This window comes from Nocardia sp. NPDC004278, assembly GCF_053602975.1.
In genome coordinates, this window is record NZ_JBSGEQ010000010.1 from 83,775 (window position 1) to 99,027 (window position 15,253).

Consider the following 15,253-nt stretch of genomic DNA (forward strand, 5'->3'; position numbering starts at 1 on the left):
AGGAGGTTTTGTTCGGCGTCGGCGATGCGTTTGTTGGCGCGCACATACTCGAGGGGGTCGGTTGATTGCAGCTGTGCGAGGTCGCGGCAGGCCTCGGCGATCGACAACAGGGCGTCGCCTTCGTTGAGGGCTGCGCCGCGGGCTTGAAGCTCCAAGTCCCGCAACCGTTTCGACGCTTCGCTGTAGGCGCTGTTGAGTGCCTTGCGAGCGGATTCGACTGCTTTGGTGGCTTGTTGCTCACTGCGCTGGGCGGCGGCTATGGCCTTCGTGCGGGTTTCGGCGTCTTGTCCCGCGGTGTCCGACATCTGCTTCGCGGCGGCGAACGCGTCCTTTACCCCGGACACACCGACCGCGATCGTCGCGATCCCGGCCGCCGCTGCGGCGGCGGCAGCGGGCAATAATCCGAGAGTGCCTGCGGCTTGCGCAGCAACCGCGACCAGCGGGAACAGCGATCCGAGGACCAGTCCGAGTAGTGCCACCTTCAGGGCACCGGCAGCTGCCGATGCCAGGGTCATCGCCGACCCGAGGCGTCCCATCGACATCCCGGCTGGTCCCGAAGCGCCGCGCAGTTGCGCCAGCAGTTGCAGTAACAGCAGCAGTTGGGATTGGTCGATCTCGATGCGGATGCGGATGACGCGGTTGTGGAACGGCGCGAGCGCGGTATTCAGGCGGGCGGCGAACCCGGTCAGGTCGGGTTCCACCTGCACCTTCACGGTGAGGTTGCGCATGCGTGACAGTCGGGTCCGCAGCTCGGTGGTGAACCCGCCCAGATCCGGGATCACTTGTACACCGAAGGTGGCGCGGATGCGTTGCAGCTGGGTGCGCAGACTGGTGAGGAAATCCCGCGCCAACTCGGGGACGACGCTCAGGCGGGCCGAGCCCGCGGAATAGGACTGCGCCACAGGTTCACCGCCCTTCCTACACCTGAACCCCCAACCGGGTAAGGACATCGAGGACCTGGTCACGGTCGGCACGGGCGCGGGCCTGGGCCTCGGCGGTGGTCGGGCGCGGCTCCGGCGGCAGCGGTGCGGCGGGGGTGTCGGCGAATACCGAGGCGACGACGCGGATGAGTTCCTTGGTGATGTCGATCTGCCGTAACGTCAACAACGCCGACAGGTCGTAGTGCAACGGTGAAAGCGGTTGGGGCGCAGCGTCCTCGTCGCGTTCCTGCTGGGCGCGCCGTGCACCGAGTTCGGGGTCCATCAGCAGTGCGGATTGGTAGTGCGACCACATCGGCAACCGCCGCAACAGCCGGATCAGTTGCGGCCACGGCCGCCTACCTCGGAAGTAATCCAGCAGGTCCCAACCGTGTTCGAACAGGTCGGCCTCGATTTCCTCACCGCGCTGCTCGATGAGGTACACGAGGCCGCTCAGCCCCCCGGCAGCTCACCCGCCTGCTGCGGGTCGGGCAGCGAATTGAAGTGGGTGTTGATGGCATCGAACAGCGGCCACATCACCTCGGCCGGTTCGTCTTTGACCACCGCCCACACCGCGTTGAACCCGTCCCCACACAGCGCCTCGAACAGTTCGCGGATCCTGCCCGCAGGCATGTCCTGCCCATCCAGCAACGCAGCCAGGGTCAGCACCTGCCAGACGGTGTCGGGCTCATGGATCGGCGTCGGTGGCAATGTTCCGTCGAACATGTAGGGGGCCTTGCGTTTCCGCTTGCGGGATGCGCGGGCGTCGTCGCGCATCTGCAACCACTGCGACTTCGGCTGCGCGGACGTCGTTTGTGTGCCGGGGCGGCGCTTGCGCCGTCGTGACGATGCGGCCATTTATGCGGCCTTCCCTTCTCCACCACCAGCAGCGGCGGCGGTGCCCGTAGGCGGCGGTGTTGGTGGCGGGGTGGCGATGGTGAAGCCCATCGGAATAACCAGGTCACCGACACCAGGACCGCACAAGACGTTGCGCATCGAGTAGCCGAGCTTGTCATCGACGGTGGCCTTGACCGTGACCGGCCACGACGCGACCTGTTCGGCGTTCCATTGCTGCTGACCGACCTCGGTCACCGAAGCGCGCGGCATCACCCGCAACACCCACTTCTCCCGCGCACCGACACCATCGACGAACAAGAAGATCACCCGGTAATGGATGGTGTCCGGCGAGACCGGCTCGTTCCACGACAGCTCCTTGGTCACCGCATCGGCCTGCACATCCGCCAGGCTGCGCCCCGAAACCAGCTCCAGCACAGGACGTTTGAACTCTTGGGCGGTGAACCCGACACTCATGTCGCGTTTGACGATGTCCGAACGTGTCGGCTCGAGCCAGCCCCAGCTCTCGGTCTCCGACAACTGCTGCTCCGGCTTGAACTGCGGACCACCCGACTTGTCGATCAACCCCAGCGACGAATACCCCTCCAGGGACTGAAATTTGGCGTCCGCGCCCGCGGTGAACTTGATCGGGACCTCGACACTCATCGGCGCGATCAGCACCGCACCCTTGAGCGGTTTGAACAGCAGGTCCTTGTTCGCGTTGACGATCTGCTCGAAGGTGGCTACCGCCATCGGTCTCGCTCCTTATCTCCGCTAGCGCGCCGCGCCTCCCGCTCGATTCGAGCGGGAGGCGCGGCATCGGGGTTAGGCCGTGGTCTGGCCGGTCTCAGGCGCAGGCGCAGGCTCGGGAGCGGGCTCGGTCGGCTCGGTCGGCTGAGTCGGGTCGGTCGGGTTTTCACCGCCGGGCACCTCCGCGACCACGTCATCGAGGGACTGAACGCGCTGCTTGAGCACGGTGAAATCGAGCTGCTCACCGCCACCGGAGGCGACCAGGTCTTCCAGTCGCGCAATTTCTTTGACGATCTCGCCACGCGCCTTGTCCAGCTGGGCGGCCAAGGCGTCGATGGTGTCCTGCTGTGCCATAACGGATCTCCTTATTTCTTCGAGGTGATCACCCTGGTTGGTGATCGTGATGTGCCATACGGACATGGCGGTCCCTCCTTTGTCGGTAGGGAGTACGTGCACCCTCGACCCGGTCAAACCGGTAGGGCGGGTAAGCGCAGTTACAGCGCCCGGAAACTGAGCTGGTAGACAGCGGTCTGCTTGCGGTCGCTGGGATCTGGGGCTGGCGTGTCATGGCCACCGCTGATCTCGCGGGCGGTGTCGATCAACACATCACCGACCAGGGTGCCGCCCGCTTCGGTGATGGCCTGGCGGCACGCCTCTTTCATCTCTTCGGCCTGCTCGTCAGTGGCGGCGTAATTGTCGACGCGCACGATCGGCCGGTCGGTGATGCCGTCCTCGGCTCCACCGATACGACGGACAACGTTGTAGGGCAACGGCTGTCCAGGATGCTTCGCCTTCACGGTCGAGGCGACCGGGGACAGTAGCGTGATCAGGACGGTGTGCACGTTGGGATATCTCGGCATCAGAGCACGCCGATCATGTGCAGGAAGTCCGCCATCAGGTGCTCAGCCCGGTTGTGGCGGGTGCCGGTTTCGCGGTAGCGGGCGTAGTGGCTGTAGGCGTAGACGACGCCGTACTGATGTCCCTCACCCGGATCGACATAACCGACCACGGCAGTGGCGTTGTACCCGGTGCGCCGATGCGATCGGGACCGCCAGTAATCGGCACCGACCTCCACGATCTGTTGCAGCATCTGCCGGGTGTCTTCACCAACGCCGATAGCCAACTCGAACTCGCTGCCGGTGGGGTCGTAGTCCACGAAACCTCCTGCCTGGCTTTCAGAAACCGCGTGCGATCCGAAACCGCACGCCGGGGCTCCAGCCGGTGAACGGGTTGCGGGGCCGAAGCACGTCCCCGACGATGCGAAACGGCTGGCCGTCGACTTTGACGCGGTCGGCGGGCAGGACATCCGAACCAGTGGGAGCGGTGACTTGTGCTGCGGTCTGGATGGTTTCGCCGTCGATGTATTCCTCGCTGGTGCTCCAGCTGATCGCACACGGGCCGATGCTGTGGCTGGGGGGTGCGTAGCGGTCCAGCAGTTGCCCGTCGGCGTCGCGGAGGTCTCCGTAGGCGTCGGACTGGCCTTCCCGGTAGATCTCGAGCATCACCCCGTGCGGGTAGTCGGGTGGGGTCATCAGCAGATGAGTGGCCGTCCACTAGCCAGGCCCGCATTACGCAGCACGAGATGGGCTTCGTGACAGAGCCGTTCGGCAGCGCGTTGAATTCGTTCGGGATCGGGCAGGTTGTAGGTGACCGACCCTCCGTCGGCGGATTGGCTGGCGACTGCTGGGCGCAGTGACCCGGTCGATGGGGCGATTCCGGCTGTAACCCATGCTTGAACTTGCAGGCAGGTTGCCTCACGCAGCGCGTCCCGCAGGTCCGGATCCGATGGCAATCCGGAAGGCGCGATGTCGTAGAGGTCGTTGCTGGTCGCGTCACGCACGAGAACCGAAGCAGAACGGATCAGGGCCTCAGCGTTGTCGGGCACCAGGTTGACTCGGCCGGTGAGGTCGTCGGTGCTGGCGTATACAAGCATCACGCTGCCGCCGATGCCGTAGTGGGCTTGGTCGCGTCCTTGGCTGCGGTGGTCCGTTTGCTGGTCGCCGGGCTCGCACTGCTGTCGGGTGCATTGCCACCCTCAGGCGCGGGGTTAGGGTTCGGGGCCGGTGCAGGCGCGGGTGCTGCTGCGGCGTTGGGGCCCTTGAGCAGCACGGCACGGGCGGGGTCGAGGCATTTGACGCCGTAGAGGGTGTCGACGGAGATCACGGTGGTCTTGTGCCGGATGTCGTAGTCCATAGCCACACGCATCGACAGGCCCTTGTATTCGACGGTGTAGACGTCGGCGCCCGGCGGCAATTCCATCGGTGCGGACGCGAAAGCGAAAGCGGTGGAATGGAAGGCAACCCCGACCTCGGTGCTGGGGTCGCCGGGGGCCGGGTTGGGTGCGGGCTGGCCGACGTTCTGGGTCCAGAAGGTGTCAAACCCGACGATCTGCTGCCCGATGGAGCCTTGCCGCAGCGCAGCGGTGGAATCGGACTTGTCCGCATGCAGCAGCAGCGGTTTGCCGAGCCAGCGGGCCTTCGTAGTCGGACCGACCACAGCGCGTCGCCCCGGTGCGGGGACACTGTTGATATCCAGCAGGCGTCCAGCTTCGATCAGGTTCTCCGGGTTCTCCCACATCCGTCCGGTGCCAGCCTCCATGGGTTCGGCTCCACAGTGCTGGGTGACCTGGCTGCGCAGCGACAGGATGTCGCGATCGACCTTCTGCGAGATCGCTTCCATGGCGGGACGCAGGATCTGTTCGTCAAAGTTCTCGATATCGAGGGTGAGTTCCTCGCTGGTGACTTCGACCGAGACGTCGGCGATGGTGTCGAGAACGACCGGGATTTTCGATTCGGTGGTGTCCTGGATGACGATGCCGCGCTCACGGTCGAATGTGGTGGCCTCGAACCGTGGGGGCCGTTTGACGTTGACGGTGTTACCGACCTTCTGCGGGCCGAAGTCGCTGGAGATATCGCGGTAGACCAACGGGAGCATGACGGTGAGCTCGTAAAGGTTGGCCAAGCTGCGACGTGCCAGGACGTCGGGGGTGAGGAAGATGTTGGGCACGACTGCCTCCTAAGTGCGTGCGTCGGCGATCGAGTCGCGGACTTTGCGGCGAACGGCCTCGATGTCGTCCTCAGTCGCGGCGGCAGGTGGCGTCGAGTTGCCTGCGCTGAACTCCCCGCCCGAGCGGGCAACCGCGGGGGTGTTGGCCAGTTTCGGGTTGGCGGTGATGGCGTCGGCGACCAGTGCGTCGACTCGGGTGGTGAAATCGGTTGCGTCCGGGTCGAGTTCGTCGAGGCTGCCGGTGCCGCGCAGGTACGGGACCAAGAGTTTGTGGTCGCCGTGATGAGTGTCGGCGGCTGCGGCGATGGCGTCTTTGATGCGGTAGTCGCGCAGCCTGCGGTCCGAGGCGCTGGCGCGGTCGGTGAGCTCGGCGATGACTTGCTCGGGATCGGTGTTCTCGTCGGCGACCAGGCCGAGGGCGCGGCCGATCTCTTGCACCATGGCGTCGCGGGCCTGCTGGGCGGCTTCCTCGACGGCGGCGGATGTACCGGTGCGCGCGCTGTCCAGATCGCGCCGCAACTCCGCGATGACCGCTGACAGTTGCACCGGGTCCTGGCCCTCGGTCTCGCCCGGCGCGGGCTGGGCCGGATCGGGCTCGGGCGGCAGGGGCGGTTCACTCGGTTCGGCGGGTGGTTCGGCCGGCTCGGCAGGCGTGGCGGGATCGTTGGACATAGGTTCCTTCCTCACTGGCTGGAGTGGCACAACGGGGCCGAAACGGTCGGGACTGCACAGGAATTCGGCCGTGGGGGATACGGGTCAGCGTGATTGATCCATTACTGCGGCAGCGCCGGGTACGGCGGGTTGAGTTGCCTGATTGCGGACGCGTTCGTCGATTTCGCTGCGGATGCGGGTGACTTCGTCGTTGACGTCGTCTCCGGACCAGTTCGGGTTGCGTTCGCGCACAGCCTGTTCAAGTGAGATCAGGTCCGCGGTCTTGAGAGCAGCGAGCCGCTGGGCGGTTTCCAGCGGCGGCGCCTGAGCGCGCACCGGCCAGCGCACTTCCGGGTTGGCCTTCAGGTCGATGCGGCTGCCGAAGTGGATGCGGTCGAGTTCGGTGATGGTGCGTGCGAACGGAGCGAGTTCGGCTTTCCAGTAGTTGATTTTCTGGTCGCGGGTGGCTTCGGAGAGTTTGTCGCGGGAGTTGACCTCGGTGGCGGTGATCAGTCCGGCCGTGCGTGCGTCGCCGAAGGTGGAGGCGGACAGGCCCGCGCCTCGCAGGACGAGTTCGGTGATCTCGGTGGCGGTTTCGCGGTGTTCTTGCCAGCGGATGGTGAACTGCTGCGGGATGATCGGCGGGCTGCCGTCCTTGAGGCTGCCCAACGCCGCCCCCGGCAGCGGGGTAAAGATCGCCTGCTCGGAGTCGAACACCGCGCCCGAGCCCGATCCGCGGGATTGGGTGAGCGATTTGTCGACGAACAACCGGCTGCGGCCGAGGTCGATATCGCGCATCCACGCCGAATATGTCTCGTCCAGGGCGTCGAGAAGTGGTTCTTGTCCTTCGAGGTCGGAACGGCCGAGAGACGCCAATCCTGGGGTGTGGCGCCAGATCCGGTTGAACCGCACGTTCGGGATGTAGCAGGCGGTCAATGTGTTGACGCCGGTGGCGATGGCAGAATCCGAATCGACCAGCGGTGCAGCCCAAGCGGTGTCGGGGTGTTCGCCCAGCGGTCGGCGTTTCCCGAGCTTGTCTCGGCTGCCGACATATAGGCCGTGGTAGATGCGGCCGGGGGCGTGATGTTCCAGGTGCCGCCACACCACACCGTTGGAGCTGTCCTCGGCGATGACCTGCCAGAACGTGACCCCGACCAGGCGGTCGTAGCGCCAGCGCGGGACCGCGCAGTCGGCGGCCATCTTCCCGAGGTTCACGCGGTCGCTGATCTCCCGGTCCCACCACGCCCGCAGATACACCCCACCCAGCACCGAGGCGAGTTCGCCGGCCTCCAACAGAGTCGCGGCGGTGTCGGCTCCCCCGAGCAGCAGCTCCAGCCCGGCTTGGGCGGTCTTGCGGTCCCCACGAGCGTCGTTTTCACCGATGACGAACCGTGGCGGTTGGGAGAACAGCAGGCTCGACGAGCCACGCGCGAGGTCAGCGGCGAGAGGGACATGAAGCCGCTTGGTGGCTTGCGGGTTGGGGCGGCCCCAGAAGAACCGGGCGATCCGGCCGACAAGACCACCGGAGAACTGGGCGGGCCGATACGCCGGAAACCGCCGATAGATATCGGCGAGACGGTCGGTGTCACCTGCATACCAGGCATCCCACACCGCCATCGCCTTCTGTGCTTGGTCGAATGGCGGTGGCGGCCAAGCAATATTCGCGTCAGGCAGCATCGGGCACCTCATCGAATCCGATCAACGGACGCCACAACCGCTCGGTGGTGATCACCGCATACCGCAGCGCGTCGATGCCGTGGTCGTTGACTTTGATCGGTGCGTCCTGGCCTTCCTCGGTGGCAGTAGTCGACCAGGAGTAGCCGGGGATCTCCAACAACAATGCCGGGCAGCGGGTCGAAACCCGAAGTAGGCCGCGGGCGAACAGCATCGCCAACACTCGTAGCCCGTAGAGGACGTCGTTGTCGGCGGCCGCGGTCTCGATGCCGTCTGCGTGCAGCTGCACCCGCAGCGACGCGGCGGCGGGGTCGACGATGACGTGTCCGGTGTCGATGCGGGACTGGCGCAGGTCGGGCAGATGCCCTTTGGAGCGCCAGGCCCGCAGGTCGGCTGATAGTTCGGCGTCGGTCTTGCGTCGGCTCATTGTTGATGGCTCATAGCGGTATTCATCGACGGCATAGAGCACCCCGTCGACACCGAGGCCCAGGAGCACGGCGTGGGTGGGGTTGGTAGTGCCATAGTCGATACCGATCGCGATCAGCTCCCGCATCAACGGCAGCCCCGCCCAGTCGATGACATGCCGGTCGGTCCACGAGTCGAACACCGAGCCGTCCGCGGCAACCCAATGCCCCAGAATGAAGCGGCGATACCACAGGCCCGAGTACTCCCGCTTGTACTGAAGCTTGCGTTTCTCCGACAGTGCCGGGTTGTCATCGAGCTCGAAATGCCATGTCCGCCAATCCGGCAACAACGCCTCACCGTCAGCGTCGAGCTTGCCGATGCGATCAAGGAACTCCCGTTTCAACCAGTGCACCGGGTTGTCGGGATTCGTACTGCCGAACAGGCGGGCGTCATCGAGGCTCATGCGACCGAGCAATTGGCGGAAGAAGTCCGGGCGGATGACGGTGATCTCATCGACGTAGGCCCCAGCCACCGTCAGGCCACGCAACGACATTTCGGCTTTGGCGTCACTGGCGCCGAGCATGTAGACGCGACGGCCCAGGATGGTCGCGGTCGGTGCGCCGAGGGTGTAGGACACTCGCCCCGCGAGATGCCCGAACAGGGCGGGATCACGCATGGGCTCGATGACGTTGCGGGCCAGTGATTCCCGCGTGCGCCCGACCATCACGAACTGCCCGCCGCTGGGTGGATTCGACAGGAAGATCAGCCAGCACAGAATCGACGCGATGGTCTTCCCGCTCCGGATCGCGCCCTCCCAGATGTTGCAGCGGGCGCTGGCCTGCACGATCGACGTTGCTTGTTTGCGGGAGATCGGCAGTTCATCGAGCACGCTCACCGCGGCGGCCCCAGCTCGCCATCCTCGCCCAGCACATCGACCAGGTCCTCATCGGCGGGTTCGTCCGTACGCGAGTCGGTGGCTTGATCCTGCTCGACGGCGGCCTTGAGTTTGCCGAACAGGTCCGACAGCATCGAACGGTCGCCTGCGACGGTGTCGTTGCTCTGGCTGGTCACCAACTCCGAGAGGCTACGCAGAGCCAGCGACAGCGCGGTGTAGCCGTCGCGGACATCACGTAGCGGTGGTAGCGGCAATGTCACCGGGATCAGGGAATCGGTGCCGCGCTCGTAGGTGGTGACCGGGCTCCACAACCGTTCATGCAGTGCCGGTATCTGTTCTTCGATCATCTCCGCCAGATCCAGGCGGCGACGTTTGAGCTGCTCGAGACGGGCGGCGGTCGCCTCTGCGGTCTGGGACTCATCGAAGCGCAGCTCGAGCTTGCGGGCCCAATAGGTGATGGCGCTGCGGGTGACCCCGAGGGCGTCGGCGATCTCGTTGCGGCCCTTGCCTTGTGCGTGCAGCTCGACGATGCGTTGCCGGTCGGCGGCGGTGATCTTGCCCGGTCGCGCTCCGCCACCACGCATTGCGCCGCGGGATCGGGGCGGATCGGTCTTCTTTGGTCGGGCCATCAGGTGCGGAACCGGGCCGCCCATGCGGCGACCTTGCGGTCGGCGCGGTCGCGTACCGCGCTGATCGGGTTGGGTACCGGGGCGCCGGAGGCTGCGTCGATCACCAGCAACCCGGTCTCGCCGAGGATGACCGTCGCTTCCTGGAACTCCGCCAATGCCTCGCAATAGCAAGCGAACTCGACCACATTGGCCGGATTCAGCTCCGTATGAGGTGCGAGCTGCTCCCACAGGGTGCGGGCCTGCTCGGTGAGCCATGGTGGCGGGTCGGTCTTCCACGCCGACACCGACAGCGGTTGCGTTCGGTGACGCAGCGGGATGACCGGATAGTCCGGTGCAGCCATATCAGGTCACCTCCTCGGTGCGATATCGCCCTGGTGGCCCCGGCTGGCGGGACCACCAGGGTCGGGGTTACGAGCCGGATGTCGAGGCCGCAGCACGTGACCCGGCGATCCGGCTGCGGGCACGCTGTCCGGTGGCCCGGATCACCGTGCCGAGGCGGCGGCCTGCCGCTGCGAAGCGATTCAATTTCCTACCTCCTTCCCGAGAATTGATTGCGGCACAAGAAAACCCCGACAGAAAGCTGTCGGGGCTCTCGTGCGGTCATTGGCTGTTGCTAGTGACCGTCGAGGTCAATGCCGAGGATTCGGGATACTTTTTCGCCGTCGAGATACTTGTCGCCGAGTTCGACCAGCTCCGCCTTTCGAAGGAACTCGTCTTTCTGCTCGCGGGACCGGAAGCAGACGGCGACCCAGAATTCGGAGTCGTTCATCGCGGCGAATTTCTCGGCCCACTGCTTACTCGCGCCGGATAAGCCCTTGCCGAGGGCGTCGAGTTCGGCTTTCACATCAGCCTCGAGGTTGCCGGTGGAGGAATCTCGGACCTCGGCGAGTGGGTCAGGGTGGGGCTGGCGTCGCAGCGCGTCGGCGATATCTTCGCGGGAGGCTTTGACTTTCGATTTTCCGGCTTTCAGGATGGCGAGGACTTCGTCAGGGAGCGGCATGCATGACCTCCGCGCGGAAGATTTCGAGATCGGCGAGTGGGAACCACGACAGAATTGTTTGGTAGTCGTCGGGGTAGCGGGTGCGGATCGGGCCCAGGTAGTCGTAGCGGATGCCGTCGAGGGACCGTTTGAACATCCGGTAATCGGGGCCGAGCTCGAGTCCCGCTTGTTTGATGCGTGCCCACACCTCTTTGGTTTCCCAGTCCCAGATCGGGGATTGGCGGCGCGTGCGGTGCTTGACCGCGCCCCACCGTTTGATCGCCAGCATCCGGGTCGCGGAGTCGGCGGCGCGGACACCGTCGAGGATCCAGGTGTCCGGGGCAGCGAATGCCTCGCGCATCAACTGGTCCCATTCCTCGCGGGTGGGGACCCACAGGTCGGCGGCCTCGATGATCGCGCATCGCTCGGGTGGTTGAAACACCAGGTTGGACAGCATCCTCCAGAACGCGTCGGCTGGTAGGTCGATGATTCTGGTGCCGAAGTGCTGCTCGTAGCGGTCGAGGTCGGCCCGGATGAAGCCCAGGCCCGGGACGATGGACTTGTGGATCGGGATCACCTGGATATCGCGGTCGGCGAGTTCGAGCCATACCGCGACGGAGTCCTTGCCGCGGCTGAAGTTGAGGATCACCGGCTTACCGGCCTCGGCGAGCCCATCCAGCAGCTGGGTAGAGGTGGGATATCCGGGAAGGCTGATCACCTGGGCTCCCCTCTCCTGGATAGATCAGGCGGTCGGCCGGCACTGTGCCAGGGTGAACCTGATGTCATATGAAATCCTCACTGTGCATGATTTCCTGTGCAGCCCTAAAGGTAGGACCCAATGGGCAGGCTAGATGCCACCCACCACAGCCTCAGCACTCCCCCATATTCAGCCCTGTGAGCCATTCTGAGGACCCAAACCAGCTCAGGGAAACTTAGCCCACCCCCGAGTGCTTCCAAGGCTCCACAGTCCAATTATCAGGCAATTTCAACTGATTTGAATTCGCCACTTGCATATCAGGGGTGAGTGTGATTTCTTGGGTATGGAAGTGCTTTATCAGGCTTCATTCACCACTGAGTACCTGCTTCTGACTTGCGGCAGGGTCGCCCCAACAATCAGCCTATTGGTACGGCTTATTCATATCGTCTTCTGGGTGAATTCGGCATTCCGGTGACAGCGGAGCCATGCCAAATTACGGGGGAAGTCGCACGCAGTTTTACCCGCTCGCGTGACTCCCGCATGCCGTTTGACAATTCCACAGTGTGAACTCATGCAAGACAGGATATTTCTGTCTTTCCGTTTCTGTGGCCAATTATTGGCCATTGTTGTTCAACTGGGAGAATTCATGTCCACTCGCAAGAGCACCCGCACGCGCAGCACCGGACCTACCAAGGCCGCGCCGACCAAAGCTCAGCCCACCAAGGCCGAGCCGAAGAAAGCCGACCCGACGCCGGAACAGGTGCAGGGCAAGCAGAATCCGTTCTGCACCATGTGCGGTACCCGACTCGCGCCGGAGGAGAACGACCCGTTCCTGGGCTCGGCTCTGCTCTACGACGATCCGGGTTACTCGAATCTGGTGGGAGCTTTGTTCCTGTGTGGCTGGCAGTCGCAGACCTTGCAGAAGGTCGTCGACGGTCGGCCGACGGTCACCGTCGTCGGCACCCCCGTCGATGCGGACGGGCAGGGGCTGCGCAACCGCAAGATCGTCACCGCGACATGGCATCACCGCACCGACATCGGGTGGGTGCAGCTCGCCGAGCTGTGCGGCTACAGCCGCCCCGATGGCACCGGATTCCAGAACCGCACCGCCGAGCAGCTGAAAGAGTACGTCGCTCGCAACTCCGCCGAATGGGTCCTCGCACCCATCGACGACGAGGACGAAGCTGCGCCCAAGCCTGCTGGCAAGGGCAAACGGAGCACCGGCAAGACCAACGGGAAAGCGTCGGCCGAGCCGACATCGGAGGAGGGCACCGAGAACAAGCCGGAAACGGCTACCCCGGAACCCACCATCGACCCGGAATCCAAGGGCCTGCCCAGCGGCTCGACACCCCCACCGCAGGACGAGCCTGCCCCCGACGGCGATCAGGAGCAGGAATCGGTGGAACCCGATCCCGGCGGCAGTGGCCTCGACACCGAGGACGCCGCCGCTGGCGTGGAGGAAGAAGTGATCGACGAAGGCGCGGCCGCCTAGATACCGGCCTTGCCGGTCGAAGGCTCGGTTTGAGGCAGTTCGTAGCTGCCTCAAACCGGGCCTCACTCATCCAATCAGCTCCGGGAGAGGAAAACCATGGAATCCGAGCAGGATTCGATATCCACCGAGAAGATCATGCGGCGGGTGCGCGGGCTTTTCGCCAAGGCGGACGGCACCGACAACCAGGCCGAGGCCGACACGTTCCGGGCGAAAGCCTACGAACTGCTGGCCAAACACAACCTCGATGAAATGCGGGTACGGGCATCCGGTCAGCAGACCGGGCAGTCGGCGCGCGACAACCAGATCATCGTCGTGCGCTTCGACCTCCCGATCCGCTACCGCGAACAGCGCATCCTGTTGCTCACCGCGGTCATCAAAGCCCTGCACAATAGGGGCGTCGACTGCGGTAGCGGTGTGCAGCGGATCATCGGGGTGCGCCGCAACGTCGAACGAGCACGGTTCCTCTACAGCTTGCTCTCGCCGCAAATGCTTTCCGCGACAAGCAAGTACGTACCGGATGACCCGTTCGACCACGCGGCTGTCGTTCGTGAACGTCAGTCGTTCATGAACGGGTTCGCTGCCATGGTCTATAAGCGGCTCGCCGAGGCCGAAGCCAACGCGATCCGCGATGCGGGCAAGCCCGCCGAGGTGGCGATCCGCGAGGACGAGGAACGCACGCAGGCCGCGTTCACCAAGAAGTGGCCGAAATCGGTCAAACGCGCTGTCGCGCACCGCAATAGCGGTGCCGGGTTCGACGCCGGTATCCGCAGCGCCAACGCCGCCGATGTCGGACACACCCGCGTCGGCGGAAGCCGACGAGCCCTCGACTCATAACCAGCGAAGTCCCCGGTCGCCTCGCGCGGCCGGGGACTTCGTGCACTCACAGACAGGAAACACGCAATGAGTAAAGAACACGTCCCGTGCCCGAAGAGCATCGAGCTACGGTGTGCGGGCTGTGATCAGGTCGTCTCCTGCGACGGGCATGGTGTCTCGTCCATAGTGGCCGAGCTGCTGGCCGATGAGGGTCTCGGTTTTGGGACGCTGGTCTCAGCGCTGCTGTTGTCGGGATGGGAGATAACCGTCAGCCAGCTCGTGGTCGACGGCTATCCGCGGATCACCCTGCTGGGCACCCCGCTCAACCAGTACGGACGACCGCGCCTGGACAAACGAGATGTGACCGCGATCTGGGAACGCCAACCCACGGGCTGGAAAGCCGGACAGCGCATGACCGGCTACCAGGCGATCGGCGGCGGACTGTTCACCCCAGCATCGGCGACCGAACTCGCCAAGCTTGTCATCGCCGACCCCGCCACCTGGGTGTACATCCCACGCTGAGCGAGGTGAGTGTGTGACGGCGAGAGCGCCGACCCTGCTAGCACGGGTCGGCCCTCTCGCCGTCACTCCCCCGGCTATTCCGGGAAGGCCGCAGCGGTGATCAGCAGCTCGAATCCCCATGACGCCATCCATGCCGTCCGGCCTGCGGGCACGGCGGCGGCCTCGGCTCGAATCGCCTCGACCGCAGCATGTTTGAACCCTAACCGTGGGTGCAGCAACAGCAGCTCTCGCACCCAGGCGGGATCGAATTCCGACAGGCGCGCACCGAACAAATCCAGAGATGTTCCGGCCGCGACGAACCCTGCCGGGTCCGACAGGTCGGCGCTCACCCCGAGGGTCATATGCTCGGCCACCGCCGCCCCGAGATCCTGCGCCCGCTCCGGTGTCTCACCGGCCGCCAACGCGAGCGCGATAGCGCGGCGAGCACCGACGACGGCGAAACAGCAACCGGGCGTGGGATGTTCGAGCGCCAGATCGTGCAGCAGGCACGACACGTAGGCCAGCTCATCATCGTAATCCGCCCCGTCGACGGCCGCGAGCACGCGAGCGAACCAGTATGTGCGATAGGAGTGCTCGAGCAGCGTCGGTGACAACACCGCGCGGGCCTCCCGTTCGGCTTCGCGCACGAGCTTGGTATCGGGTAGCCGTGCGTCGGCCAACTCGAGTTGCGCGGTGCCGTGGTAGCCGGTCCGTGCCTGCACCGCGTCGATGACCAGCCCCGGCATCATGCCGAACATCACCCTGGTCAGCTGACGGCGCTGCGCGCCGGTCAGGTTGCCGCCGGTGTTCTGCGCCCACGCCCAGTCGAGCCCCGCTGGAGCAGCCATGTGCGCCTCCTCGAGGTAGCAGGCGAGCTCGCGCGCTCGCAGGTCTGATGGCCACGAATCGGCCGGAGAGCCGGACTCCTCCGGCGGATGACCGCCGCCACATCGGGCGGCATGTTTTTGACTCCTGCTGCACCGCAGCAGGTTCCGCGAACCCACTGGTTC

The 15,253-nt window shown here is 65.1% G+C and carries 20 protein-coding genes; 3 read left to right on the forward strand and 17 right to left on the reverse strand.

Features of this window, described 5'->3' with window-relative positions; genetic code table 11:
* Positions 1-918 precede the first annotated feature (918 nt).
* The 16 genes from ACWEO2_RS17675 to ACWEO2_RS17750 all read right to left on the reverse strand — a co-directional run bounded on the left by ACWEO2_RS17675 (position 919) and on the right by ACWEO2_RS17750 (position 11,458).
* Positions 919-1,362, reverse strand: coding sequence for a hypothetical protein (locus ACWEO2_RS17675; RefSeq protein ID WP_452406269.1), 444 nt, complete (start codon positions 1,360-1,362; stop codon positions 919-921).
* A gap of 8 nt (positions 1,363-1,370) precedes the next feature.
* Complete coding sequence (locus tag ACWEO2_RS17680) at positions 1,371-1,694, reverse strand: hypothetical protein (protein WP_452406270.1); 324 nt, start codon at positions 1,692-1,694, stop codon at positions 1,371-1,373.
* Positions 1,695-1,775: 81 nt separating this feature from the next.
* Positions 1,776-2,504 (reverse strand): phage tail tube protein, encoded by a 729-nt coding sequence (locus tag ACWEO2_RS17685; protein WP_452406271.1) that lies wholly within the window; start codon positions 2,502-2,504, stop codon positions 1,776-1,778.
* Positions 2,505-2,576: 72 nt separating this feature from the next.
* Positions 2,577-2,921: a hypothetical protein gene (locus ACWEO2_RS17690; protein WP_452406272.1), complete on the reverse strand. Its 345-nt coding sequence runs from the start codon at positions 2,919-2,921 to the stop codon at positions 2,577-2,579.
* A 74-nt stretch (positions 2,922-2,995) separates the two neighbouring features.
* Positions 2,996-3,361, reverse strand: coding sequence for a phage tail termination protein (locus ACWEO2_RS17695; protein WP_452406273.1), 366 nt, complete (start codon positions 3,359-3,361; stop codon positions 2,996-2,998).
* Positions 3,361-3,657, reverse strand: a complete 297-nt coding sequence (locus ACWEO2_RS17700) for a hypothetical protein (protein ID WP_452406274.1) — start codon at positions 3,655-3,657, stop codon at positions 3,361-3,363. Before ACWEO2_RS17700 ends, ACWEO2_RS17695 begins: the two co-directional genes overlap by 1 nt.
* A 19-nt stretch (positions 3,658-3,676) precedes the next feature.
* Entirely contained in the window at positions 3,677-4,033 is a 357-nt protein-coding gene (locus ACWEO2_RS17705) for a hypothetical protein (RefSeq protein WP_452406275.1), read from the reverse strand.
* A complete protein-coding gene (locus ACWEO2_RS17710) occupies positions 4,033-4,437 on the reverse strand; it encodes a hypothetical protein (RefSeq protein ID WP_452406276.1) in 405 nt (134 codons plus the stop codon). The genes ACWEO2_RS17705 and ACWEO2_RS17710 overlap by 1 nt, the downstream gene beginning before the upstream one ends.
* On the reverse strand, positions 4,434-5,507 hold the full coding sequence (locus tag ACWEO2_RS17715; protein ID WP_452406277.1) for a P22 phage major capsid protein family protein: 1,074 nt from the start codon (positions 5,505-5,507) through the stop codon (positions 4,434-4,436). Before ACWEO2_RS17715 ends, ACWEO2_RS17710 begins: the two co-directional genes overlap by 4 nt.
* Before the next feature lie 9 nt (positions 5,508-5,516).
* Entirely contained in the window at positions 5,517-6,179 is a 663-nt protein-coding gene (locus ACWEO2_RS17720; protein WP_452406278.1) for a hypothetical protein, read from the reverse strand.
* A gap of 84 nt (positions 6,180-6,263) precedes the next feature.
* On the reverse strand, positions 6,264-7,835 hold the full coding sequence (locus ACWEO2_RS17725; RefSeq protein WP_452406279.1) for a hypothetical protein: 1,572 nt from the start codon (positions 7,833-7,835) through the stop codon (positions 6,264-6,266).
* A complete protein-coding gene (locus ACWEO2_RS17730; RefSeq protein WP_452406280.1) occupies positions 7,825-9,132 on the reverse strand; it encodes a PBSX family phage terminase large subunit in 1,308 nt (435 codons plus the stop codon). The genes ACWEO2_RS17725 and ACWEO2_RS17730 overlap by 11 nt, the downstream gene beginning before the upstream one ends.
* Positions 9,129-9,785 (reverse strand): helix-turn-helix domain-containing protein, encoded by a 657-nt coding sequence (locus ACWEO2_RS17735; protein ID WP_452406281.1) that lies wholly within the window; start codon positions 9,783-9,785, stop codon positions 9,129-9,131. Before ACWEO2_RS17735 ends, ACWEO2_RS17730 begins: the two co-directional genes overlap by 4 nt.
* The gene (locus tag ACWEO2_RS17740) at positions 9,761-10,102 is read right to left on the reverse strand and encodes a P27 family phage terminase small subunit (RefSeq protein WP_452406282.1); all 342 of its coding nucleotides are present in this window, start codon (positions 10,100-10,102) and stop codon (positions 9,761-9,763) included. The genes ACWEO2_RS17735 and ACWEO2_RS17740 overlap by 25 nt, the downstream gene beginning before the upstream one ends.
* Positions 10,103-10,374: 272 nt before the next feature.
* Positions 10,375-10,761, reverse strand: a complete 387-nt coding sequence (locus ACWEO2_RS17745) for a hypothetical protein (RefSeq protein ID WP_452406283.1) — start codon at positions 10,759-10,761, stop codon at positions 10,375-10,377.
* Positions 10,748-11,458, reverse strand: coding sequence for a hypothetical protein (locus tag ACWEO2_RS17750; protein WP_452406284.1), 711 nt, complete (start codon positions 11,456-11,458; stop codon positions 10,748-10,750). Before ACWEO2_RS17750 ends, ACWEO2_RS17745 begins: the two co-directional genes overlap by 14 nt.
* 625 nt (positions 11,459-12,083) lie before the next feature.
* Between ACWEO2_RS17750 and ACWEO2_RS17755 the strand changes: the two genes are divergently transcribed.
* The 3 genes from ACWEO2_RS17755 (at position 12,084) to ACWEO2_RS17765 (ending at position 14,264) form a co-directional block, all read left to right on the forward strand.
* On the forward strand, positions 12,084-12,929 hold the full coding sequence (locus ACWEO2_RS17755) for a hypothetical protein (RefSeq protein ID WP_452406285.1): 846 nt from the start codon (positions 12,084-12,086) through the stop codon (positions 12,927-12,929).
* Between the two features lie 96 nt (positions 12,930-13,025).
* Entirely contained in the window at positions 13,026-13,763 is a 738-nt protein-coding gene (locus ACWEO2_RS17760) for a DUF2786 domain-containing protein (RefSeq protein WP_452406286.1), read from the forward strand.
* 66 nt (positions 13,764-13,829) lie between these two features.
* Positions 13,830-14,264 (forward strand): hypothetical protein, encoded by a 435-nt coding sequence (locus ACWEO2_RS17765; protein WP_452406287.1) that lies wholly within the window; start codon positions 13,830-13,832, stop codon positions 14,262-14,264.
* Between the two features lie 74 nt (positions 14,265-14,338).
* On the opposite strand, the gene ACWEO2_RS17770 is transcribed toward ACWEO2_RS17765, so the two are convergent.
* Positions 14,339-15,091, reverse strand: a complete 753-nt coding sequence (locus ACWEO2_RS17770; protein WP_452406288.1) for an HD domain-containing protein — start codon at positions 15,089-15,091, stop codon at positions 14,339-14,341.
* Positions 15,092-15,253: the final 162 nt, after the last annotated feature.